At 64.9% G+C, this 24,322-nt stretch carries 19 protein-coding genes; 5 read left to right on the forward strand and 14 right to left on the reverse strand.

All coding sequences use genetic code 11. The features are described from left to right. Positions 1-5: 5 nt before the first annotated feature. The 4 genes from tssC to PYV00_RS18635 all read right to left on the reverse strand — a co-directional run bounded on the left by tssC (position 6) and on the right by PYV00_RS18635 (position 3,850). Positions 6-1,496 carry a type VI secretion system contractile sheath large subunit gene (tssC, locus tag PYV00_RS18620; RefSeq protein WP_275229787.1) on the reverse strand — a complete coding sequence of 497 codons (1,491 nt, stop codon included), beginning with the start codon at positions 1,494-1,496 and terminating at the stop codon, positions 6-8. Positions 1,497-1,546: 50 nt separating this feature from the next. Beyond that, a complete protein-coding gene (gene tssB, locus PYV00_RS18625) occupies positions 1,547-2,074 on the reverse strand; it encodes a type VI secretion system contractile sheath small subunit (RefSeq protein WP_275229788.1) in 528 nt (175 codons plus the stop codon). 65 nt (positions 2,075-2,139) lie between these two features. After that, a complete protein-coding gene (locus PYV00_RS18630) occupies positions 2,140-3,159 on the reverse strand; it encodes an ImpA family type VI secretion system protein (protein ID WP_275229790.1) in 1,020 nt (339 codons plus the stop codon). A gap of 25 nt (positions 3,160-3,184) precedes the next feature. Further along, complete coding sequence (locus PYV00_RS18635) at positions 3,185-3,850, reverse strand: OmpA family protein (protein ID WP_275229791.1); 666 nt, start codon at positions 3,848-3,850, stop codon at positions 3,185-3,187. Positions 3,851-4,040: 190 nt separating this feature from the next. On the opposite strand from PYV00_RS18635, the gene PYV00_RS18640 reads away from it, so the two are divergent. The 3 genes from PYV00_RS18640 (at position 4,041) to tagH (ending at position 8,210) form a co-directional block, all read left to right on the forward strand. Beyond that, positions 4,041-6,068, forward strand: a complete 2,028-nt coding sequence (locus tag PYV00_RS18640) for a type VI secretion system Vgr family protein (protein ID WP_275229792.1) — start codon at positions 4,041-4,043, stop codon at positions 6,066-6,068. Between the two features lie 55 nt (positions 6,069-6,123). Continuing rightward, positions 6,124-6,618, forward strand: coding sequence for a DUF6931 family protein (locus PYV00_RS18645; protein ID WP_275229793.1), 495 nt, complete (start codon positions 6,124-6,126; stop codon positions 6,616-6,618). A gap of 65 nt (positions 6,619-6,683) precedes the next feature. Further along, complete coding sequence (tagH, locus tag PYV00_RS18650) at positions 6,684-8,210, forward strand: type VI secretion system-associated FHA domain protein TagH (RefSeq protein ID WP_275229794.1); 1,527 nt, start codon at positions 6,684-6,686, stop codon at positions 8,208-8,210. Between the two features lie 32 nt (positions 8,211-8,242). Here the strand turns inward: tagH and PYV00_RS18655 are convergent, their stop codons facing one another. Genes PYV00_RS18655 through tssK form a run of 6 tightly spaced genes read right to left on the reverse strand, consistent with a single transcriptional unit; the run spans position 8,243 to position 17,850 of the window. After that, complete coding sequence (locus PYV00_RS18655; protein ID WP_275229795.1) at positions 8,243-10,249, reverse strand: serine/threonine-protein kinase; 2,007 nt, start codon at positions 10,247-10,249, stop codon at positions 8,243-8,245. Continuing rightward, the gene (locus PYV00_RS18660; RefSeq protein WP_275229796.1) at positions 10,246-10,968 is read right to left on the reverse strand and encodes a PP2C family protein-serine/threonine phosphatase; all 723 of its coding nucleotides are present in this window, start codon (positions 10,966-10,968) and stop codon (positions 10,246-10,248) included. The genes PYV00_RS18655 and PYV00_RS18660 overlap by 4 nt, the downstream gene beginning before the upstream one ends. A 26-nt stretch (positions 10,969-10,994) precedes the next feature. Beyond that, positions 10,995-11,492 (reverse strand): type VI secretion system-associated protein TagF, encoded by a 498-nt coding sequence (tagF, locus tag PYV00_RS18665; protein ID WP_275229797.1) that lies wholly within the window; start codon positions 11,490-11,492, stop codon positions 10,995-10,997. An 8-nt stretch (positions 11,493-11,500) separates the two neighbouring features. Continuing rightward, positions 11,501-14,986 carry a type VI secretion system membrane subunit TssM gene (tssM, locus tag PYV00_RS18670; protein WP_275229798.1) on the reverse strand — a complete coding sequence of 1,162 codons (3,486 nt, stop codon included), beginning with the start codon at positions 14,984-14,986 and terminating at the stop codon, positions 11,501-11,503. 24 nt (positions 14,987-15,010) lie between these two features. After that, positions 15,011-16,513 (reverse strand): type IVB secretion system protein IcmH/DotU, encoded by a 1,503-nt coding sequence (gene icmH / locus PYV00_RS18675; protein ID WP_275229799.1) that lies wholly within the window; start codon positions 16,511-16,513, stop codon positions 15,011-15,013. After that, positions 16,510-17,850, reverse strand: coding sequence for a type VI secretion system baseplate subunit TssK (tssK, locus tag PYV00_RS18680; RefSeq protein WP_275229800.1), 1,341 nt, complete (start codon positions 17,848-17,850; stop codon positions 16,510-16,512). The genes icmH and tssK overlap by 4 nt, the downstream gene beginning before the upstream one ends. A 121-nt stretch (positions 17,851-17,971) precedes the next feature. On the opposite strand from tssK, the gene PYV00_RS18685 reads away from it, so the two are divergent. Further along, positions 17,972-19,393 carry a M23 family metallopeptidase gene (locus PYV00_RS18685; RefSeq protein ID WP_275229802.1) on the forward strand — a complete coding sequence of 474 codons (1,422 nt, stop codon included), beginning with the start codon at positions 17,972-17,974 and terminating at the stop codon, positions 19,391-19,393. 42 nt (positions 19,394-19,435) lie between these two features. Here the strand turns inward: PYV00_RS18685 and PYV00_RS18690 are convergent, their stop codons facing one another. Beyond that, on the reverse strand, positions 19,436-21,001 hold the full coding sequence (locus PYV00_RS18690; protein ID WP_275229804.1) for a caspase family protein: 1,566 nt from the start codon (positions 20,999-21,001) through the stop codon (positions 19,436-19,438). A 338-nt stretch (positions 21,002-21,339) separates the two neighbouring features. Between PYV00_RS18690 and PYV00_RS18695 the strand changes: the two genes are divergently transcribed. Next, complete coding sequence (locus tag PYV00_RS18695; RefSeq protein ID WP_275229805.1) at positions 21,340-21,993, forward strand: hypothetical protein; 654 nt, start codon at positions 21,340-21,342, stop codon at positions 21,991-21,993. 30 nt (positions 21,994-22,023) lie between these two features. Here PYV00_RS18695 and PYV00_RS18700 read toward each other — a convergent pair whose 3' ends face one another. The 3 genes from PYV00_RS18700 to PYV00_RS18710 are packed head-to-tail and all read right to left on the reverse strand — an operon-like array spanning position 22,024 to position 24,320. Continuing rightward, entirely contained in the window at positions 22,024-22,704 is a 681-nt protein-coding gene (locus tag PYV00_RS18700; protein ID WP_275229806.1) for a GAD-like domain-containing protein, read from the reverse strand. 9 nt (positions 22,705-22,713) lie between these two features. Then, complete coding sequence (locus PYV00_RS18705; RefSeq protein WP_275229807.1) at positions 22,714-23,448, reverse strand: polymorphic toxin type 15 domain-containing protein; 735 nt, start codon at positions 23,446-23,448, stop codon at positions 22,714-22,716. Between the two features lie 2 nt (positions 23,449-23,450). After that, positions 23,451-24,320: a DUF4123 domain-containing protein gene (locus tag PYV00_RS18710; RefSeq protein ID WP_275229808.1), complete on the reverse strand. Its 870-nt coding sequence runs from the start codon at positions 24,318-24,320 to the stop codon at positions 23,451-23,453. Between the last annotated feature and the right edge of the window lie 2 nt (positions 24,321-24,322).

Here is a 24,322-nt window from a genome sequence, read left to right on the forward strand (position 1 = left end):
CCAGTTCATCCATTCTTAGGCAGCCTGGAAACCATGCTTAGAGAAACGTCCATGCCTTCAAGCTGATAGTGCGGCACGAACATGAATTTGCCTTTGTAATACCCTGGATTTTCTTCATCCGGGATAATCTCGATCTTTGCATCCTTGAGCGGAAGCTTGGCCTTTGTCTCTTCGGATGAGATGTCGGGGCTGCCATCCACGTAGTTCATGATCCAGGTGTGCAGATCGCGCTGCAATTGCGGCGCCTCGCGATTGCCGCCCACCCAGTCGCGCACCATGCACTTGAGGTAATGGGCGAAACGGCAACTGGAGAAGATATAGGGCAGCCGTGCTGAAAGATTGGCATTGGCCGTGGCTGCGGGATCTTCGTATTCAGCCGGCTTGTGCACGGTCTGCGCACCGATGAAGGTGGCGTGATCGGTGTTCTTGCGGTGGATCAGCGGCATCAGTCCAGCCTTGGACAATTCCGCTTCGCGCCGGTCCGAAATGGCGATTTCGGTAGGGCACTTCATGTCCACGCCGCCATCGTCGGTCGGGAACATCGCCGTCGGCAGGTTCTCGACCGTGCCGCCGCTCTCGACACCGCGAATGCGGCTGCACCAGCCCCAGGTGCTGAACGCCTCGGTAACGCGCACGCCCATGGCATAGGACGCGTTGAGCCAGACGTGCTTGTCATGCTCGCCGCCGACATCCTCCTCGAAATCGAACTCATCGACCGGCTCGGTCTTCGCGCCGTAGACCGTGCGGCCCAGGAAGCGCGGCATCGTCAATGCCAGATAGCGGCTGTCGGAAGTTTCCCGGAACGTACGCCAGGCGGCGTACTCGGTGGCATCGAACTGCTTGGCGATATCGCGCGGGTTGGACAGCTGCGTCCAGTTCTCCATGCCGATCAGCGAAGGCTCGGCCGCAGCGATGAATGGCGCATGCGCGGCGGCGCCGATCTTCGAAAGCCCCTTCATGATTTCGAGGTTGGGCGCGGAATGATCGAAATAATAGTCGCAGACGAAGGCGCCGTAAGGCTGTCCGCCCAACTGTCCGAACTCCGATTCGTAGACCTTCTTGAACAGCGGGCTCTGATCCCAAGCGGCGTCCCGATACTGGCGGAACATCTTGCGGATCTCGTCCTTGGACGCGTTCATGACCCGGATCTTGAGATCCTTGCCGGTAGACGTGTTCATCACCAGGTAGTTGAGGCCGCGCCAGGCGCTTTCGAGTGCCATGAACTCGGAGTTATGGATGACCAGGTTGACCTGCTCGGTCAGCTTGCGGTCGATGGCCGCGCGCAAGGCATCGATCGTGGAAAATGCGTCATCGGAAATGACACCGGCATTTTCGAGCACCTGCTGCGCCAGCGTCGCCACGGCCTGTTCGATGCGGTTCGCCCGTTCGTCCGAACCGGGCTTGAATTCCTTGCGCAGAAGCGCCGCGAAATCATCAACTGCGGCTTCGGCTTCAACCGCCTGAACTTCCGTCTGCTGGGCCTTCTCAGTCGCCATTAGCAATTATTCCCGCTTCTCCGCGCCGCGCCAGGGGATATCCGCCGCGATCAATTCTCGCTTTCCGGCTCCTCCGAAGCATCGTCCGCTTTCAGGGGTGCCGCCGACAAGGACTTCATCAGATCCGGGTCTTTCAGCAGCTTGTCGAGCAGCACCTGTGCGCCGTCCTTGCCATCCATGTAGACCATCAAGTCATTGATCTGCTCACGCGCTTCCAGCAGCTTCGCGAGCGCGGGAACCTTCTTCGCCACCGCGCCAGGGGAGAAATCTTCCATGGAATTGAAGGTCAGGTCCACCGCGAGCTTGCCTTCGCCGGTCAGCGAATTGTCGACGTGAAACGCCGCGCGCGGCGCGATCGCCGCCATGCGCTGGTCGAAATTGTCCATGTCAAAATCCAGGAAATCGCGATCGGCCATGGCCTTCTTCTCGACCGTGCTCTTGCCTGACAAGTCGGACAGCACACCCATCACGAACGGCAATTCGACCTTCTGGCGAGACCCGTACGTCTCCACCTCATATTCGATATGCACGCGAGGAGCGCGGTTTTCCTTGATGAAGCGTTGGCCACTCTTTGCCATTTGTTCCCCCCAACGACCTGTTCAAAATCGCAAGCCCCGAAACGGCAACCCTACCCGGGGCCTATCTAGTTCCAGCCGTCATTGCTGCCGCCACTGTTCGAGTTCCTGCTTTTAAGGACCGTCACGGCTTCCTGCACGCTGCCCGGAGCGATGTCCTCAAGGATTTCCATGAAGTCGAGGCTAATCCAGTCCCTCGCCCGGCGCAAGGCAAATGGCACCGGACTGGCGGGCTCATATCGCGCATAATAAGTACAGATGCTGTCCAGAGCGCGAACAACATCGTCACGACTCTTGATTTCGCCGGGAAGTCCGCCCGCGCCGCCCGAAATCGGTGGAGGCGCCGGCAAGTCGGCGAGGCCTTCCCCGACATCCTCGATCATTCCGCCCGGCAGATTCGAGACAAGCGCGCGACGGACGCGTTCGATCGTGTCATATGTCAGTTCGAAATTGGTAGAAGTATCGCCTTGCGCCTGTTCAGTCAGGGCCCGGTCGGTTCGCCGGACCGCTTCAAGCAGCCGCTCGATCCGGGCGGCCAGTTCCTGAAGGTCCTCGGGCGGAGTCGCGTCCAGGATCGCGCGGAACAGGCCGAACCCTTCGGCATTGCTTCCTTCATCCATGAAACGCAGCAGATCGTTGCCCGAAACCGAGCCAAGCCGTGGGTGCGCCAGCAGCGGGATCGCCTTCAGGGGGCCCAGGAATTCGCCAATGCGGGTCAGCGCCTCGCAAGGGGTCTTGCGCCCGATGAAGCCGACCTCATCCAGTTGCGGATGGACATCGGCCCAGCGTTCCTCCACCAGCGCGGCCAGCAGTTCGGCCCCGTCGGCGACAAGCTCGAACTGCCCGGAGTGCGCGGCCGCGCGCATGAGATAGACCGCCAGCCACAAATCCCGCGTAACTTCGGCCTGGGCGAGAATGCGCTGGATCACACCACGCCAATCGACGTGCGCGCCCTCGCCCGAAGCATCGCTGATCGAACGATCGAACGCGATTTCGATTTCCTGGCGGTCAGCACTTTCGAACAGATCGGGCCCGGACGGCTCCTGCTCGGACAGCGGAGCGACCAGAACGCCGATATCCAGCCCCATGACCCCGCGCCCGTTTAGCCGGGGATCAATCGAGCTTCGTGATTTCGACCCGCCGATTGAGGGCAGATGTGGGATTGGCACCGGGGAGCAACTGCTCCTCGCCATAGCCTCTGGCCCGGAAGCTCGCACGGGGAAGCCCCTTGCCGATCAGGTATTCCACCAGCGCCTGGGAACGCATCCGCGACAATTGGAGATTGGCCTCGGCGTCGCCAGAAGCATCCGTGTGGCCGCCGACGAGGAAATGCCTGCCCGCAAGTTGCGGCGAACTGAGCGCCTTGAAAAGCGCATCAGCCTGGCGGCGGCCCCGCTCGGTCAGTTCCGCGGAATTCAGCGCGAAATTGATCCCCAGGCTGCTGCGGCGCGGCCCTTCCTGAATGGTGCGCTGGACACTGGCCGGCGTCATCGCCTGGCTCACCCGGCGGACCGGCTGCACCGCACTGGCGGAATAGGTCTGCCTCGGCCTGGCGGCGGCGCTGCCGCTTTCCCCTCCGACCCGGCTTATGCTCCAGCTGCGAGTCGGCGGCGTCACCTCATCGGCAAGCGACTCGGCCACCGCACAGCCATCGGTCAGTTCGCAACTGATCTGATCGGCCAAGCGATCATCCGCGCCAGCCGTCTGGGAATCTGTTATCTGGGCGAGGGCTGAAGCAGGAACCATCATCAAGGCCGCGAAAACAATCCGGAGTGCCATTGCTCGATCTCCTGCTTTGCGGGGTCGGCCGCAGACATGAACAAGCTCGTATCAGTCAGAAGGCTTCATATGCCCATGGTTATCTGGTAGCAAATGATTCTTCGAAACGCAGGCGGTTTGGCGATCCGTTTGGGACGACCCGTTCAGGGAGAGATTTGGTCGGGGCCAGTCATTCGGGCTCGACATATCGGTGGAGGAAACTCCTTTGGCAGATGATGCGAAGCGACAACTCTCTCTAAAACTGAACTTCGGGAAGGGTTCTTCCGAGCAACTCGAACCTGTCCGCGTCGATGCCTTCGAAGGCCTGAGCGAACATTTCATGGTTGTCATAGAAGTGCTTGCCCTCGCGGAAATCGAACTGCTGCCCAACCTCGGGCTGCCAGCCTCGATCCGCGTGGAAAACGACGGCGAGTTCTGCCGCTATTTCCACGGCATCGTGATCGACAGCTGCTTCCTGCGGGAAATCGAGCAGCAAGGCTTCCTCTACCAGCTCACGTTGGCGCCTTCGGCCCATTTCCACGAACAGGGCAGCGGCTATCGCATCTACCAGGGCAAGACGGTCATCGAGATCATCAAGAGCGTGCTGGAACGCTGCAAGATTGATTTCGAGGTTCGGATCACTTCGGGCAACCGCAAGCTGCCCTATTGCGTGCAATATGGCGAAAGCGACTTCGCCTTCATTTGCCGGCTGATGGAAGAGGAAGGGCTGTATTACTATTACCAGCACGAGGCCGGCGCCCATGTCATGATCATCTGCGACCGGCCGGGTTCGCACAGCGAGCTTTCGCCGGGCACCTTCACTTACAACATACACAGCGGCGCGGTCGCCATTTCCGATTCCCGCCTGCGGGACTTGTCCGAACTCACCTTCATCCAGGCATGGCAGGAACGGGCATCCAGCGGTGCCGAGGCGCGCGTCACCTTTCGTGACTACGATTTCAAGAACCCGGCCGCACCTGTCGAATCGATCAGCGCCGACCGGCAGTCCCATACCGAAGACAGTGTGGAAGTCTACCGCTGGCCCGGTCGCCATTACGACACCGGCGACGGCAAGGCGCTGGCAAGCGTCCTGCTCGAATCCCGCCGTGCCCAGCGCCTGCGCTACGAGGCAAGAAGCCAGTTCCCCGGCATCCAGACCGGACACCTCTTCTCGCTCGCCTCGCATCCCAACGGGCGCTTCAACCGCAAGTACCTGATCGTCAACTGCCGCACCCACCTGGCCAACGAGATCTATCGTTCGGGAATGGCGGGCGGCGAGACATCGACGGAATTCACCGCGATCCAGGACGATGTCCAGTTCCGCGCGCCCATCGTCACACCAAGGCCCACCGCGAAAGGCCCGGAAACCGCAGTCATCGTCGGTCCTTGCGACGAAGAGATCCATGTCGATGAATACGGCCGGGTCAAAGTGCAGTTTCACTGGGACCGGGAAGGCAAGAAGGACGACAATAGCAGTTGCTGGATCCGCGTCTCGCAGACGGGCGGGCTGGGCAACATCATCATTCCGCGTGTCGGCCACGAGGTCCTCGTCGATTTCATCAACGGCAACCCGGACCGGCCGATCGTGGTGGGGCGCGTGTTCAACGCCGCCAACATGCCGGAATACGCCTTGCCTCAGCACAAGACGCGGGTTCTCTGGCGGACCAAGACCTACAAGCGCGATAGCGGCTGCGAAATTCCCGGTGCCAAGCCGCTCGACAGCGGCAAGCCCGGTGCCAACGAATTGCGCTTCGAGGATGCGACGGCAAAGGAAGAGATCTACCTGCACGCCGAAAAGGATATGAATACCCGCATCCGGGACAGCGAAACCCACCATGTCGGCAACAACGTGGACATCATGGTGGGCAACAACCGCACCGAAGCGGTCGGCATCGACGAGACCATCACCATCGGCAACAACCGCACAGAGAGTGTCGGCAAGAATGAAGCGGTCACGGTCGGCAAGAACCGCAACGTGAACATCGGGGACAGCGACACGCTTGGCGTTTCCAAGCACATGACCGTGGATGTTGGCAAGACCATCCATATTTCCGCCGGAGACAAGATCACCATCGAAGTCGGCAACAGTTCGATCACGATCGACCCCCTGTCGATCAAGGCGATTGCCAAGTTCATCTCGCTCAAATCCTCGGGCAAGGCGGAGGTGCAGGCAACCGACACCACGATCAAGGGCTCTGCCTCGCTCACCGCCCAGGGCGGAATCGTGAAGATCAACTAGGACGGCCGGCATGAACGCATGGACATGCTCGCCGTGGACCGATGCCGGTCAACTCATGGCGCTGATTGATCCCGACGAGGAACCGGGTGCCGCCGCGGGGCAGGCGCTGCCCGAATGGTATGCCCAGCTGCTCGATCGCGGGGAGCTGGATACCGCGATCGAATTCCTTTGCCACGCCTTGCCGCGTTACGAATGCCTGGTGTGGGCCACGCGGGCCCTGCTGGAAATCCGGGCGGTCGAACGCAGCGACCCGCTGATCGTCGCGGTGCTGCGCTGGATCGACGACCCTGACGACGCGAAACGCCGCGCCGCCGCGCAAGCCGGGGAAACGGTAAAGAAAATGAATGCGGCGCAATTGCTGTGCGAAGCGACATTCCTGTCGGGAGGGTCGATGGCGCCCGAGCATCTTCCCGCCGTGCAGCCTCCGCCCGATGCCTGCGCCAAGCTCGCCTCCGGCGCGATTCTGCTGGGGGCCTATGCGCTGGACGATCCCGTAGCGGCAAAGCGCAAGGCGCTCGCGCTGGGCGAGGCGATCGTCACACGCCAATGAAACCCGCCATGCGCCCGATCGGCCCCGGCCATGACAAGCCACTCCTGACGGTCTAGGAAACGATCGTGCCCCTGACGTTGACCATACGCAACGCGACCTCGCTCGCGAACGGCTCGCCAGTCTCGCTGGTGCTGGACCGGCGGGGGGCGAAGATCGGCCGCGCGGCGACCGCCGACTGGTGCCTGCCCGATCCCTCGCTGCACATTTCCTCGCAGCATTGCGAGATCCGCTTCAACAACGGCCAGTACGAACTGGTCGATTACAGCACCAACGGCACGTTCCTGCTCGGTCAGTCCGCGCGACTGGCCGCACCCTGGCCGATAAACCAGGGCGACGTCTTCGTGGTCGGGCACCTGGAAATAGAGGCCCGGCTCGACGAAAGCGCCGCCACCGAAGCAAACATGCGCAACGCCGCGCCGCCGCCCCCGCCGCAATGGCAGGGTTGGACGGCAGCTGCCGATCCGGGCGCCAACGAAGCGCTCCCCGGCGGGCCGCAGCCTGCGCCGCAGCAGGCCGGCCCCGCGCCGAACCCAAGCGGCTGGGATGCTCCGCCCGTCTGGCTTCCCGAACCCTCTCCCCCGGCCACGGGCCCCTCCTGGGCTCCAGCGGCGCCTCCCCCCGCGCAAGCCGGCGAGCATTGGGCCCCGCGCGAGGAATTGCCGCCTCCTTCCGGGTGGGGCGCTTCGCCCGCCGCCCCGATGACTCCCCCCCCGCCCGCGGCGGCCTCTCCATGGAACGTCGGCCCGGCCGAGCCGGCATCGTCCGCCTCCCCCTGGTCGAGTTCCCCCTCCACGCCCGCGCCGGCAAGCGCGAGCGACATCTGGGGCAAGTTCGCGGAAAGCAATGACGTGGATTGGGCGCGCGGGGGCTTCAGCACCGCGAGAGCACCGCAGGCGACCGCGCCCACGGCAAACTTCATCCCGCCGCCAGCCGCCGGCCTGTCGCCCCCGCCGGCCCAGCCCGACACGCCCCGAACCGTCCCGCCCCGCGAAAACGTTCCGGCGCCGGTCGAGCCGCGCCAGGTGCTTGCCGCGCTGGCGAATGCCGCCGGGCTCGATGCCGGCCGCCTGCAATTCGGCGAGACCGAGACCCTGTCCACGGCCGGCGCGCTCCTGCGCAAGCTCGTCGGCGGGATGGTCATTCTGCTGGAAGCGCGGTCGCGCGCGAAAAGCCAGATGGGCGCGCGCGGGACCACGCTGGAACTGGATGGCAACAATCCCCTGAAGTTCGCGCGCACCCCGGAACAGGCACTGATCCACTTGCTCAATCCGCCGGAGCGCGGGTTCATGGGGTCCGAGCGCGCTGTCGAGGATGCGTTCAAGGATCTGCAGGCGCATCAGATGGCAACACTGCTTGCCATGCAAGGCGCGCTGCGCGTGACGCTGGAGCGTTTCTCGCCCAACGCCATCCGCGCACGCGCGGAAAAGAAGGGGCTGCTCGCGAAAATCCTACCCTCGTCGTGCGATGCCGCGTTGTGGAAGGCTTACGAAAAGGATTTCGGCCAGGTCTCGCTGGGCTCGGACGAGGCGTTCATGGACGTTTTCGCCAAGGAATTCCGCCGGGCTTACGACGAAATCGCCGCCAGGGGATAGCCCGCGCCCAAACGCCCGCATCGCGCGCAGCTTCAGGAGGGATTCGCGGCTGGAAGCGCGGCCGGCGCCGGAGGTCGGGTCAGTACCGGCGCGGGCACATCGGGAACTTCATCCACCGTGCGATACCATACCATTTCCGCTTTCCAGTTCTGCTGACGGGCCAGGTTGAGAAAGCGCTGCGGCCAGTCGGCGCCGCGCGTCGCGGCCGTATTGGTCAGCAAGTCGGCGGGAAACGGCCCTTGCCCGGTCAGCATGAGAATACCCGACCAGCCGCGATGAGAAGTGTTGAGCTCGATCCGGCGGCGATCCTCGCCAGCGGCGCGCGAATTGCTGATCAGCTCCTCCTTGTTGGTGGTCAACTGCTCCATCTTGCCGGTCTCTTCGAGGCCGATGAGCGAAATTTCATCCTTGAAGCCGGAAAGGTCGAACGTGATGACGGCCGTGCCCCCCGGCTTTCCCGCCAGTTCACCCGCTTCCCTGGGCAAGATCCCCATCTCGAACTGGTGCTGCTCGACCGTCATGCGCCCCGCCCCAAGCTGGCGGATGGCCGAGAAAGCGTCGATCGGGCCGCAAGTATCATCCCCGATCGACAGAACCTCTCCGAAGTCGATCGAGGAGGCGCGCAGGCCATTGCGCTGCAACACGCCTTCCAGACGCCTGAGCGCATCGGCGGACCGGCCCGATACGCCCTGCAGTTTCAGTGAGATGTCGTTTCCTTTGGCCGTCATGTCGACAAAGTCGAGCCAACTGCACGGCAGCGAGCGCAGTTCCGTCTGCAACGCCCGCCGCGCGGCCGCGATCCTGCCGGCATCCGCAGCCGTACCGGCGGAAGGCAGGTTAGCCGAAGCGGCCGACGGGCCGGTGCCTTTCCCGCTCCACGGAGACCAGGCCATGATCCCCGCTACGGCCACCAGCCCTGCCGTGATGCCGGCGACCGCCAGCCGAGATTTCGGTGTGCGCAATGCCGATAACGCGGACTGAACGATTTCACCGCCGCGCGCGAAAACGGCATTTCCGGCTTTCACGGCTACCGGCGTGCTCGCGTGAAGGGGTGGCAGCGGGTCAGCGAAGCGAATGCGGTCAATCCCTTCCAGCACGCCTTCCATCGAGCGGATCCGGTCGGCCGGATCGGGGGCCAGCATCCGTTGCAGCACGGGCCGCAATTCTTCCGGCACGCTCGTAAGGTCGAGTCCCGCCCGGCGCTTGTCGATCGTCTCGACCAGCGTGGCGCCCATGTTCACATCCCGCCCCAGCGACACCGCCACGATCGTCAGGCCCAGGCTGTAAACATCGGTCCAGGGGCCGATCTCTCGGTTGAAATCGCCCAGTTGCTCGGGCGCGACATAGTTGAGCTTGCCCGCAAAGCCATCGCCGATGATCGTTTGCGCCGCAGCATTGAGATCCTTGGCGATGCCGAAATCAATGATCTTCGCGCCTTCGAGCCGGCCCCCTTCCAGCATGACATTGTCGGGCGAGATATCGCGATGGACCGCGCCAAGCGTGTGCGCCGCGTGGAGCCCCTGCGCCAGCTTGCGCAGCAGGCCGACGATCTGCGCCGGCGACGGAGCAAGGTCGGCCAGCCGTTCCGAGAGGTTCGGACCGTCGATATATTCGGTGACGATGTAGAAAGCGCCAAATTCGGGCTCGATGGCAAGGACGCGATACTGGACCAGACCGGGATGGCTCAGCCGCGTGAGCAGGCGGGCTTCCTTGCGGAACATCGCCTGGACCAGCGGATCGGCGGCCAGGTGACGCAGGATGACCTTGATCGCGACCTTTTCCTCGGTGTTGACGTTGACCCCTTCGAACACTTCTCCCATGCCGCCACGCGCGATGAAGCGCTTGACCTCGTATATGTGATTGAGAACGTCGCCCACCCGGATATGCCGCGCCGGACCTCCGGCCGGCCCCGCGCCCGAAGGCGGCATGTCGCGGTTTCCGCCGGGGGCCTGCCGTTCCCCCGGCAGGGGCAGCGGGTTCGGATCGAAGACCGTGCGCTCCTCGCCGGGCGGACGACTGCCATCGGCCCGTCGGCTCATGGCGATGTCCTGTTGAACGTCACCACGGTGGGCTCCCGCGCTTCCAGCACCGTGACCGTCACGTTGTCAGGCGCGCCGCGAGACAGGACGGCCTCGATCAGATCCTGGCTGGCATCCAGGCCCTTCCGGCTGAGAATCTCCAGGATTTCCGTATCGTAAAGCACGCCGTGCAGCCCGTCGCTGCACAGCAGGAAAACGTCGTGGGGTTGCAGCACTTCGCGCACCGCGTCGATCTGCAGCGTTTCGCGCACGCCCACCGCGCGGGAAAGCACATGCCGCATGGGGTGCTCCCGCGCCTCTTCGTCGGAAATGAGGCCGCGCTCCAGCATGGCGGCAACTTGCGTGTGATCCTTGGTCAGCGGGAAGAGCTGGCCGCCGCGCAACAGGTAGGCGCGGCTGTCCCCCGCCCACATGACGATGAAATCACACCCGCGCACAAGCAGCGCGACGAACGTGGAGCCCATGGTGCAGCCCAGTTCCTGCGATTTCCTCAGGATCTCGGCATTGGCCACCTGGACTGCCGCGGCGGCGGCATCACAGGCCTGTTCGATATCGTCGGGCAGCGTCAGGTCGGCGAGCGCACTGGCGATCGCCTGCGATGCGTATTTCCCGTGGGCGTGCCCCCCCATGCCATCGGCGACGAGCCAGATTCCGGTGCCGGGCGAGCTCAGGTGGAAATCCTCGTTCTCGCTTCGCACCATGCCAACATGCGTTGCCACGGAATCCTTGATCTTCACCGATCGTGTCAAAGCGCCACCTCCACCATGGTCATGACGATATTGCCGGGAAAACGGCCGCCCACGACGGTAATCGGGCCGTCGTCCCCCAGCAGGGCCCATTCGGTGCCCGTCGGGCTCCAGGGCTGTTCCGCCGGCACAAGCTCGGCCTCGTAAAGCTGGTCGGCATCCCAGCCCTGTTCGAACGCCTGATGCAAGGCGGACATGCAGGCCGACGAAAGCCCCACCGCCGTCTGGGCGTCGGCTGCGGGCGCGCCCATGATGACCGGGAACAGCCGCCCGACCCGGTCCACCGAGGCGCACAGCGCCCCCCCGCTCCACTGGCCCTGCGGATCGAGATCGACGTAGTTCCATGCCGGAGCCTGAACATAACGTTCCGCGAAATCGGGGAAAGCGTCGCGCGCCGATTGCATCGCTTCAGACAGCCACTGGTCCAGGCCATCGCGCAATGGCTGGTCCAGCCCGCGCGACACGAAATCGCCCTGGGCCGGAAGCTTGCCGAACAACCATGGACCTACAGGGCGACAGGACATCGAAAGCTCCATACGCCAGCTCCACGCACGAAAGGGTTGTGCTTGTCCGGCAAGCTGATCTTGAAGACGACCGATTGCCCGCCATTGCCGAATGTCGCCTGGATGGACGTGGGGCCGGTGTTTTCGAGATGGGCCTGATCCATCAGCCGGAACAGCGCCCAGGGCCCGTCTTCCGACAGTTTCCTCACTTTCGTCAGCTTGTCGGAATTGGCCTGGGCAGCATACATCGTGAGCGACGCTTCCGGGACATTGTCCTGGGCGGACCAGATGACCGGCTTCGCTTCGCTGTCGCCGGTTTCAAACCGATACTGGTTGCCCCCGGCCGACAGATCGACCACGCTTACTTCCGCGCCGAACGACTTCGCCTCGAACCGCACGGTGAGCCCCGCCACCAGCAGATCGCGCAGCTTGCGCGCCTTGGCGAATTCGTCCGGGCTGGAGGGCGAAAGGTCGGCGGTGACGGGCAGGTTGGCGTTCCAGCGCCAGATCGGTCCACTGGTGTCGAGCAAGGGCATCACGCGCTGCTCGAAGAAGCCGTCCAGGCTGCCCCCCATGGCAAAGACCTGCTGCACATCCACCAGCGATGCGTTTTGCGCCGAAGTGCCGAAGAACGGATACTTCTCGGCAGTGGCAAGCTGGCATTGGGGAAGCACCGACTGGGTGTAGACATCGGTAAGCGCGCCCTGGGCGGTGCTGACCGTTTCCTTTTCCCCGCCGCTTGCCGCCGACATCACGAAGTCCTTGAGCAGCGCCGGCGCGGCGCCCGCGGCCGTCGCGACGCCGCCCATCGACATGGCCATCTGGCCCTGCGCCGCTTCGGACCCCATGCCGCCACCCGCGATCCGGGCCGACGTCATCGCCGCGCCGGCCTGCTTCACCTCGCCGATGAATTCGTCGAGCGCCCCCGGCTCCTTCGCGTTGCCGACATAGTCGTGCAGCGGCTTGAAGTAGTTGGAGATCTCCGTGCCGGCATCATAGCTGTTGCCGTCGTCGGCGATATCGGCCGCGTCGTCGACATAGCGGCCATAGCGCATGTTGGAGATCTTCCGGCGCGCCAGTTCGCCGGCCGCGCCACTGCCGCCTTCGAACGTGGTGTTCTTGCGCACTTCCAGCAGCAGCACCTTGAGCGGGGACGGCGTCTTGGTGAACGCCCCCAGCGCGGCGGCATTGGTGAAGTAGTTCGCCGGCCGGGGCAGCTTGGCGATCCGCTCCCAGGCGGAAATGTAGTCGCGCGCATAGAGCCGCGCGACATTGGCCCGGATCTGGCTCATCTGCAGGCGCGTGCCTTCGGCGCCGGCGCCCTCGCCGAGCACCCACAATTCCTTCTGGAAATCGGCGGCAACGGTTACGAGGCCGGCCTGATAAGCCTTTTCATGGCCCGCGCGCGTGAAGAAATAGGGCACTTCGGCCTGGAGCACTTCCTGTCCATTGGCAAAGGCCTGGGCATCGCCGGCCGCCAGCGCCGCGCTCGCCCGCCAGGGCGCGCCGGACGTCGCCAGTGCCTTCTGCTTCAGCACGGCATAGGCCAGATCGGCCATGCTCAGGGTCTGCAAGGCGCCGCGCGCGGTGGCGATCACCGTGCCGTCAAGCGGGGCCCGGCGCTTGGCTCCCCAGGAACTGGCAAGCCCCTCATCCTCCAGCAAGACGTCGAGGTGCTGGGCCAGTTCCTTGCGCATCGGCGCCCTGTCCGCCCCCGGATAGGCTTCCTGCGCCCAGTCGGCCGTGACCCAGGACTTCACCACCCCCTTGTCCATCGGCCCCCATCCGCCAAGCATGAGATAGACCTTGAGCGGCTGGTAAAGCGCCATCGGATTGCCGGCGTTCGCCTGGATATACTGCTCGATCCGCAGCAGGATGCGCGGCAGCAGGATGCGCCGCAGACCATCGCGATAGCTTTCCACCGCCTGATCGGCATGGCTCGACTGGTAAAGGCCGAACCGCATGCCCCATCCCGGCTCGCCCCCGGCCTGCTGGGCGAAACCCTGCGGCAAGTCGCGCAGCGCCGCCAGCACGGCCAGCGACTGTTCGAGATCGGGATCGGTCTCACGGACTTCGACAAGGTCGATGCCGGTCTGGCGCACCAGTGCCATCGCATTGCTCGATGCCAGGTTGAGATCAGCCAGAAAGGCGCGGTTCCTGGCGAAGCTGAACATCCAGGCCGCAAGGATCAGCGCCACCACGCCGCCGACCACGGCCAGCCCGCCCGCCAGGCGCAATTGCTGGCGCTTGCGGGCGGCCGGGTCCGCGCGCACCAGCCCGGCTTCCTTGAAAACGACTTCGGTGAGCAGGCGATTGAGAAAATAGGTGCGGCCCGATCCTCGTCCTGACCCGGTGGTGGTGTGGAACGTCTCGGCCACCCCGGCCAGGATACGATCGAGCGGAGCGCCCGCCTGCACGCCGCTTGTCAGGTAAAAGCCGCGAAAACTGGCGGAAGGCGCCTCACCGGAAAGAAACGCGCCTTCCACGAAGCGCGCCATCCGGTTGCGGATGGCGGCAAGCTGCGAGGGAAAGCCCAGGATCAGGCTGCGGCGCACCTGGTCCACTTCCTCGAACAGCCGCTTTGCCTGTCGTTCGAACTGCGCATTGATCAGGCGATCGAACTCGCCGACGATGTCGTCGATGCTAGGCATCTTGTTCTCGACCGGCATTGTCGCGCCCAGCACGGCGCGGCGCCCTTCGACATCGAGATCATCATAATATTCGACGAAGCCGGCGATGAGATCGGCCTTGGTGATCAGCAGATAGGCTGGAACCGCGACTTCCAGCGTGGAGCGCAGTTCCGCCAGCCGGCGCCGCACCAGCGAGGCATGGCGATCCAGCCCCGCCCGATCCACGTTGAGCAGTTCATCGACGCCGATGGCGACAATGATGCCGTTGATCGGCGAAAGCGGGCGCTGCTTGCGAAGCTGGCCCAGAAAGCTCTTCCAGCCTTCGGCATCGGCCGTAGGGTCCGATTCCTGCGTGGTATAGCGTCCCGCCGTATCGACCAGCGCGGCTTCGTCGGCGAACCAGAAATCGAGATTGCGCGTGCCGCCCACGCCTTTCACCGACTGGTCGGCGAAAGGAAACAGCAGCCCGGAATTGAGCAGCGCCGTGGTCTTGCCCGCGCCCGGCGGGCCGATGATCACATACCAGGGCTTGCTGTAGAGGTAGTCACGGTTCTTGGAGCGGCTCCGCAACGCGGCCAGCGCTTCGGCCATGCGCGCGGCAACGGCGGCCGATTCCTGGTCGGCCGCCGATGGCGTGACCAGCGCCGCCTCTATCGCCTTGGCGGCCTTGCGCCGCTTGCGAATGCCCAGATAGCCGATCAGCAGCCAGACGAAGACGAGCACGCCCCCGATCAGCAGGCGCACCCACCAGGGTCGCAGCCAGCCGACGAAGAACGGCAGGCCGACGCAAAACACGAGCACCAGCAGGAGAGTGACGATCCCACCCAGCACCCACCAGCTTCCGAAGATCTTCCTCACTCTGCCCACCTTCGCAAGAGGCGATCACTGTCGCCGCGGGACGACGATTTCGACGCGCCGGTTCTGAGACTTGCCGTCGGCCGTGTCATTGCTGGCGATCGGCCGGCTGTCGCCAAAGCCCTCCACCCGGATGCGCCTCGCATCGGACAACTGCGAGCCGACGATATCGGCCACGGTCTGCGCCCGTGCGCGCGACAGGGCGGTGTTGTCGGGGAAGGCGAGGCCAGTGATCTTGTCGCTGTCGGCATGGCCTTCGATTGTGACCCCGCCGGCCTCTTCCTCGATCGCCCGCCCGATCCGCTGGAACAGCGCCTCGCGGCCCGGCACCAGCTTGTCGGAACCCGATTCGAACAACTGGCCGACAGTGGTGCGCACCCGCACGGTGGAGGCATCCTCCTCGACCGCGACCAGTCCTTCGCGGATCTCGGGCTCCAGGAAACGGCGCAGACGGCTGAGCTGGACGCTTTCGGCCGGCGCTGGCGGAGCCGTGCCCACGCGCGAGAAGCGCAACGGCTGCTCCGGCGTGAGCGCCCGGACCGAATCCCAGGCCGGGCTGCCGGCCGAAGCCAGCAGCAGGCGCAGCGCGATATAGACCAGCAGCAAACCAGCCAGCGCCACCGCGCCGGCAAGCAGCAGGCGGTTCCATGGGCTGATGCGGGCGAGCGGCGCATCCGCGCCGCGCCAGCGCGGGGCGATCTCGACACTGGACTGCGAACGCGGATGTTCGAGCGCGCCATAAAGGCTGTGCATGATTTGCTGCAGCCGGGCGCGCCCGTCAGGCATCACGCGGAAGCGGCCTTCGAAGCCGGCGGCAAGGCAGGCCGCGTAGAGTTCGATCAGGTCCGCGTTCTGTGCCGGCCGCGCCAGCAGATCGTCGACCAGTTGCCAGAAGCGATCGCCGCCGATCACTTCGCGGAAGAACATCACGACAAGGCTGCGCCGAGCCCATTCGGCGCCGTCCTGCCCCACGTTCGGCAGGTTCTGCGCGATATCGTCGATCGTTGCGCAGAGCGCGTAGCGCGCACGCTGCCGCACCTCGTCCGGGTAGAGCGGTGCAATCGCCCGGTCATAGGCGGCGATCGCCTGGCTGGCCTGGCGGTGGAATGTCGGCATGGCGACGCGCGCGCGCCCTGAACGAACGCTGGCCGCCAGCGCCAGGACCGGGCCGGCCTCCATCACCAACGGACTGCGCGAATCGACCGGCCGCGCGGGGATCGGGATATCGGCATCGTTGCGCAACTGGCCGGAACTGGTCCATGTGGCATCGGCCTGCGGCACGGAAAGCGGCGCCTGCGCTCCCGGATAAGGCGCAGGCGACCCGGGATAGGATGACTGCGGCCCGCCGCCGGGCATCGGGGGCAGCGCGGGGCTGGAACCGAATACGGGCGGCTGATCGAAGGCCCCGCCTTGCGGCAGGGGCGAAGGCGAAGATGGCGGCAGGCCGCCCTGGCCCTGCCGCACCCCCGCCAGCGGCGAGGGGCGGAACACCGTACGGTTGCCCCCGTTGGAGGAGTCGCCGCCGCTCACCGCCCCGTCCCCTTCACGCACCACAGTTCGAGCCGCAAGTCGGGCCAGTCGCCGGCGACATGCAGCCCCAGCGCCGTCGACTTCGCGAAATCCCGCCAGTCGGGAGAACCGCGATCAAGCTCGAAATAGACGAAGCCCGGCAGCACGCGAAGCTGCGGCGGCGGTGTTGGCGTATGCCGCAGGGGCACGCCGGGAAGCGCCGAATCGACGATCTGCGTCATCCGCTCGACCGCACCGAGCTTGGACACCGAAGGGAACACCTGGCGCACTTCCTCGGCCGACGCGGCCGCCCGCACCGCAAGAAAGAAATAGCCGTGCTGGTACAGGTTGCGGTCCGTGATCGGCGACACCCAGGCGCCGGCGCCCGCCTGATCGAGCGGAAGCTGCACCGCCGACCTGTCGAACACCGCCGCCAGCATGGACTGCAGCAGATCAATCAGCGGGCCGAACGTGCCGCGCAGGTTCTCGTGCTGGTAAGGCGGCAGCAGCGGGGCCTTGCGGTCGGACCGGATCATGGTGGCGATCTCACCGGCCAGGCTGGCAAGTTCCTCGTAAAGCCGTTCGGGATGGACGAGCGGAAGGCTGTCGAGATGACGCAGCACCGGAATCCAGCGGTTGAGCGACTGCAGCAGCAGGAAGCTGCCGAACGTGTCGGAACCGCCATCGGTCGCTTCCACCGCGCGCATCGCCAGTTCGTTGGCCCGCTGCTCGCACCGGCCCAGAATGTCTTCCAGACCATGCTTGAGCGCGTGGGATGCCGCGATGTCGAGCGCCGGCGGGATATAGCGATCATCAAAGAGCACCCGGCTGCCCTGGACTTCCCGGATATGCGCCAGGCCGCATAGCACGCGCCCGTAAGTCTGGTCCCGCGTCACGCCGAAGGCGAGGTGCGGGCGGGCAAGCTCCACCGGCTCACGCGCACGCTCGGCCGAAAAGCAGTCCACCACGTCGACTTCCTCGACGATGTAGCGGATGTCCGGGCTGGCGCTGTCGGCTTCGGCGAATTCCTGCGCGCCGGCCTGGGCGACCGGCAAGGTCAGGTAAACCGTGGCGTCGCGCGTATCGGCCGGAACGTCGAGCGGCGGCGGTGGCGGCTGATCGTCGGGAATCGCAAACTGCGTGCCATCCGGCAGCACCCCTTTCGCGCTGACGAGCGTGAACTTGCCAAGCAGGGCCAGATCCTCGTCGATCCGAATCTCGCTCAGGCCCCAGGCATAAGGCCTCAAGCCATTGGCCCTGCGGGAAATCCGGCCGTCGAGCGAGCGATCCGCTTGCTGGAAATGCTGAGGCCGCAGGAACTGCCCCTCCCTCCAGGCCACCCGATTACTGCCGGTCATCACAAGCCCCCGATCTTCGGTGTGAGAATAAACCACACCTTCACCGCTTACGAAAGCAAGGTTATAGTTGCCGTGTCGCACAGCGGCCTGATTTACTCCTAGCCGATTTCGGGAGCGGCCGGTGGAAGAATTTTCCTTCGATCCGCGCAGTTGGGGGCGTGGCAATCCGCCAGCAGGCAAGGCTGGCCGGGACAAGGCGGATTCGGCCTCATCGGCCCTGCCCGAAGCCTGGCGCAAGGTGGCCGACACATTCGCTCCGGGACAGGCGGGCGAAGCGGACGCACCCGTGGAGAATGCCCCGCGCGCAAAGTGGCGGCACATCGCGATCGCCCTGGCCGCGCTGTCCGTCCTGTCCGGGGTCGGCGCCTGGTATCATTTCACCCGCGCGCCCGGCACGCTCAACCTGCCGGGCGCGGGCATTCCGCCGGACGCCGAGGCTACCGCCACGACTGTCGAGCGCGCGCTCAATCTGAAGGACGCGGGCGAACTCGCCAATTCGCTCGACGCGGTCGGCATTCCGATGGACGAAGCGCGCGCCGCCGCCGGTGCCGCCGCTCCGCTGCTGACCAAGCATGAAGGCTTGCGCGCGCGTCTGGCGATGGAGCAGGCCGGGGCCACGGTCGCCTTGCAGCGCCTGCAATTGTCCTATGCCGACGGTTCAGGCGTGGTCGTCAGCCGGGGCGAGGAAGGGCAATTCACCACAAGGGCCATCGCCGCCGAACTGGTCCGGCAGATAAAAGTGCTGAACGGCGAACTGGACAGCGAAAGCTTCTATACGTCCGCCGTTTCGGCGGGCCTGATGGACTCGCTCATTCCCGAATTCATCAATGCCTTCGGCTATGATTTCAACCTGGCTTCGGAAGTGACGCCGGGTGACACGTTCGAAGTGGCCTATGAGCAGTCGGTCAACGAAAATGGCGAGCCGGTCGGGCCGCCGAAACTGCTGTTCGCCTCGCTGACCACCAAGACCAGAAGCCTGGCGCTTTACCGCTATGTCGGCCCCGATGCGAAAGCGGGCTGGTATGACGGCAACGGCGCTTCGACCAAGCGAGGGCTGATGCGCACTCCCATCGACGGCGCCCGCATCACCTCCGGGTTCGGGATGCGCTTCCACCCGGTCCTGCACTATACCCGCCTGCATGGCGGCACCGATTTCGCGGCACCGGTCGGCACGCCGATCTATGCCGCGCGCGATGGCACGGTGACATCGGCCTCACCCAGTCGCTGCGCCGGCAACATGGTGATCATCCAGCACGACAATGGCTGGGAAACGCGCTATTTTCATCTCAGCCGCTATGCCGACGGCCTCCATGCCGGCCAGCACGTCACGCAGGGCGATACGATCGGCTACGTCGGCAGCACCGGCACTTGCACGACCGGCCCGCACTTGCACTATGAAGTGCACATCAATGGCGAGAAGGTCGATCCGCTCAGCGTGAAAACCGACGACGCGACCCGCAAGCGCATGGCGGGCAGTATGCTGGCGGGCTTCCTGCGCGAGCGTGACCGGGTCGATGTGGCCCGCGCCCAGACGCTGTTCTAGCCCTGCAGGACAAGCCTTGCCCGAAGCCCTGCTGTGCGCCGGTCAGTTCGCGCACTTGGCGGTGTAGAGGCAGTATTGCGCTTGCAGGTATTCGCGATCCCGTTCGTAGCGTTCCTTGGCCGCGCGATATTCAGCGAAGTGCGAGCCTGTGGGATTGGATTCGCGGAATTCCGCCATGGTCTCATCGAAAAAGCGCTTCTGGCTCTGGGGGGAGTGGACCGGCTTGCCGCCGACTTCCTCGCTATAGAGCCGGGTCAGTTCCTCCTGATGCTTGATCATGCGCGCGGAAAAGCCGTTCATGACATCGCTGACGTACCACGTCAGCGCGGCCAGGCATTCGTTGATCTTCACCACTTTCGCGATGGGATCGAGAATGGCCGCGTGATCCTCGCGACAATTGGGATAACCTTCGGCCGGGAAGCGCGGCGCCGGCGGAATCTTCGGCAGAATGCCCCGATCCGTAGTGATGTTGGCATTCTGCGTGATCATCGCCATGGTTTGCGTATCGGCCGAAGGCACCACGCCAGGGGCCATGGCGCCCGGCTGCGGTGCCGCGCCGGAGGGACTGCTGGCAGCGACTTTCACCGGCGCCTCCTTGACGATGTCCTTGACCGCTGGGGGAGCGGGTTTGGGTGCGGGCACCGCCGGCTTCGCCGCTGAAAGCTGTGTGATGCGCTGGCGCGCATCGTTCACGAAAACGCCGCCGGGAAACTTGCCGATATATTCCTCATAGGCCGCGACCGAGTTCTTGGCATCCGCGTAGCGCCAGGCATAGGCGTCGGCCAACGCCTGGTTTCCGCCCGAATCCGCGCTCGCCACCGTGGTGGCCGCGGCCGGCGGCGGCACCAGGAAGAACTCCTTGCCCTCCAGCGTCATGCTAACCCACGGCGATTGGCTGCCGCCGGTTTCCTTGATCACTTCCTCTCGCACGGTCAGGCCCAGGCGATGGATCGACAGCCCTGGCTCGGGCAGATAGCGCGCCAGTGCCCGGGCGAAAGGCGAATTGCCGCCGGTGCCGTCGGTCGCCACTTGCCCGCCCGCCGCCGCGAACATGAGCAGCGAACCAGATCCCTGCATTTCCATTTCGGCCAGCCCGGCCGGCACGGTGCGCACGGCCGAACGCCAGGTCTTGCCGAAAGGGTTGTTCCGGCAGGCGTCCAGCACCACGATCCGCAGCGCGGCGCCGCTAACGGTTTCGAGCAGGCCATCCAGATCGACCGCCTCAAAGCGCAAATCGAGCGAATCCTGCAGCACGGCATCCACCGGGATGACCCAGTTGCGGCCGCCGCTCTCCATGCCGTGGCCGGCATAATAGATCATCGCCACTTCCGCGCCGTCCGCCTGCCTGCGGAAATCGCGCAGCGCCTGCCCGAAATTGTCCTTGGTCAGATCGGACAGCAGGACGGTTTCGAAGCCGGCGCCGCGCGCGGCCTCGGCAATAAGGCTGGCATCGCTGGCGGAGTTCGGCAGCATGTTGGCATGGCTGTAAGTCGAATTGCCAATGATCAGCGCGACCCGCCGCGCTTGCGCCGGTGAGGACAGACCGACGGTAAAAACCAGAACACACAAGATCAGCAACATGCCGCAATACCAATTGCCATCGGCCACGCTTTTGACATTGACCACTGCGATTGCCCCCGAATCGTTCACTGGCGCCACGATGGACGAGCATAAATCAAAGCACGGCGACAGTTAACCGCGAGAACTTGCAGATACGTCCCGCTTTTTGCTCTAGCAATAGGAACCTTGCCCGAATAGTCTTCACCAAGGCGCCGGATGAGGGAACATGACGGTTCTCCTGAAATCCCGGCGAACGGGGCCAAGGCAACTGGGGTGGATTCATGCGGAAAGTAATGATCGTTGCCGCCCTGGCCATGGTTGCGGCATGTTCGTCGCAAGGGCCGGAATCGACACCGCCGCCTCCCCCTCTGGCAAAGGCCATCGACATGACGCGCTGCCCCGCGCTCGCCCCGCTCGCCGGCAGCGCGCCCGCGCGCACGGAGTCGGTGGACATCGCCGGGATGCCGGCGGCCCTGCGCGATTCCCTGCGCAAAATGACGGCATCGACCCGGGACCAGTTCGCCGTGGCCACGCTTGGCGGCGGCCTCGATTGCATCGATATCCGGCGCATGATCACGATCGGCGGCGTGAAACCGCACCAGCGCGACCGCTTCGTCTCGTTCGCCTGGGAAGGCTTCGAGGAAAACGGCTACCGCAGCGACGGCACGATCCTTGTCGATCGGGCCGGAGCGGGCAAACATGTCGACACGGGCGGCGAGCCTGTGTTCTCCCCTTCGGGCACGCTGATCGCCGCAGTGCACCAGTCGCCCACCGCCTTCAGTGCATTGCAGGGCTTCGGTCTGTGGCAGGCGGGCCCTTATGGCACAGTGCAAGTGACGAAGATCGAAGATCTGCCGGAAATGTTCGACTGGCGTATCGACCGCTGGGAATCCGAGGCTTGCGTGAGCCTTTCGGCCGTGCCTTTCGCACGATTGCAGGCCGGTTCGGGCGATATCGCCGCCCTGCCCCGCGATCGGTTCATCGTGCGGCGAAGCGAAGCCGGCTGGGCCTTCGCTCCGGCCGCGAAAGGCGGCTGCTAGAACGCCTTCATCCGCGCTAACGCGCGGAGGTCAGCCGCCTTGCGGGCCCAGTTCGCGCAGTCTCACTTGCTCGCCGCTGGAATAATCGAACAACGTCACCGGGCCGAACTGGGCGAGAATGGCGAAGTGTTCCAATGCCTTGAGCCGCCGCGCGGTTTCGACATGCGCTTCTCCACCCGCTTCGAGAGCGGGTACGAAGCCATAGACTTCGCCAAGCGCCAGCGCGCCGCGCGCCTTGCGCACGCGCTTGAACAGCAGCGGCGCACCGTCAACGCCATCCTCGTGCCAATCGCCGTAGTTGAGATCGCCGATGCCCGCGAGCGAGGCAATGATCGTCTGGTCGGCAGTGCCACCTTCCACCACATGGCTGACCGAAGCCCACAAACGCGGAAGATTGACCTGCAGCAGCCCATGATCCTGGTTCCAGGCCATGATTTCACCAAAAGCGCTGTAGCCGAACATGGCGGTGCGGTCCGGGCGCAGGTCCATGTCGGCCTGCAGCAACAGATCGACGATCGGCTGGAAGCGCAGCGGATCGCAGAACTGGAAACGGCCATCAAGCCACAGGCCAGTGCCGCATTCGAACAGGAATCCGGCCAGTTCCGGCGGCAGCAGGCGACCGATCCCGGCGTGCGAGGCCGGAGCGACCGGCTCCGCCTGTGCGAGATCGCCGAACATGCCGAGGAGATATTGGTAGTTGTCGCTGATCATGGCGCCTGCCTAGCAGTTCTCCATATCGACATCCATTTTGCTTTTGCCCTGCGACTTGGCCTTTTCCGCCGCCTTGCGCAATTGCTCGCGCCGCGACAGCTGGCTGCCGGACTTCGTGCTTTTCCACTGCGAACCGATCGAACGGTTGATCGAACGATCGCCCACGCCGGATATCGCGCCATCGCCGCCTGCCACCCAGTCCAGCGCATGAGTCGCATCCTTGCCCGCGAGCGCGCCTTTCGCGGCCTGCTCGGCGATCGCGTTGGCTTCGCCCAGCGACTTGCCTGAAGCCAGGGCCTGCTTGCGCGCCGCATCGGCGGCGCTTCGCCCCGCCGCGTCGCGCGCCGCCGCGCGTGCGGCGGCGTCGCCGGCCCCGCGATAGCTGCCGGTCGCCGCCTTGCGTGCATCGCCATCAGCCAGACGCTTGAGCAATTCGTCGGGCGAAAGCTCGTTGATCGCATCCTGCTGCTCCTTGAGCTGCTTTGCGAATTCCTCGGGATCGGCGCCATCGGGCGGCTCGAAGCAATCCGGCCCGTCCCCGCAATCAGCACAGGCCTTGGTCTGCGTCCCCTCGCCCAGCGAAGTGCCGGCATCGGAATTGGCGTTCTCCACCGCCTTGGCGAGCAGCAGGCCGACACCGAGCCCGACGAGCCCGCCTATCACCGCACCCGCGGCTACGCCCAGGGGACCGCCCAGCACGCCGATTTCGGCTCCGACCTCGGCGCCGGCCGCGATCGTCGCCATCGCTAGCCAACTCCCTGGACGACATGGCCCATGCGCTGCATCAGGTAGGTCAGCCGTCGATCTGGCGTCGCGGTCGAAGGCGCGGACATCAGCGCGTGCACTTCGGGCATCTGCGCAAAACGCCCCTGCGTAACCAGTTGCAGCCAGGCGAAGCGGCCGATCCCCGCCTCGCTGGTGACGCCCCAGGTTTCCGCCTGTACCCGGCAATCCTCGACATAGCGCTGCATCGTCGCATCATCGGCCTGGCCGGTATGCGCCGGTGCGTTGCGCCGCAGATAGCGCGCGACCCGGCGATCGGACCGCGCGCGCATGGCCCCTTCGATCGCCACCATCTGTGCCGCGTCGAAACGCAGCGGACCACGCAGCGCAGCGGCTCCCGGTTCGGGGCGATACTGGGCGACGAGAGCACCGTCCGCATCCTCGCAAAACAATGCGACCCGGTCGAACGGGCCGAACAGCCGGGCCTTCTGCGCCGGCGTGGCGATTGGCATGAGCAGAGCCAGCGTCTCATTGTCCCAATGCCGGAACAGCACGCTTTCGCGTCGCCCTTGCGCATCGGGGATTTCCGCGCGGTTGATCCGGCGGAAATGCTGAAAGGCATCGCCGGGATCATCGCAACCGCCCCACAGCACGCAACTTCGCTCCATGCCGGGAATAGAGAGAAATTGCCCCAGACGAAAGGACGGCAAGTGCAGCATCCACGGGCCGGACCGCGGCGAGGGCTGGCGCGGGGAATCAAGCAGCAGCGCGTGCGAGACGAAGCCGTTAGCGCGTAGCAGCGCGGGCAGATCGTCAAACTTCGCGCCATCGCAAACCGCGATGACCGACGGCCAGCTTGCCGTCATGTCATGCAGGCCTGGTCCCGCCGCCATCT

Origin of the sequence: Novosphingobium album (ex Liu et al. 2023) (genome assembly GCF_029076845.1) — a bacterium.
In the GTDB taxonomy this organism is placed as follows: Bacteria; Pseudomonadota; Alphaproteobacteria; order Sphingomonadales; family Sphingomonadaceae; genus Novosphingobium.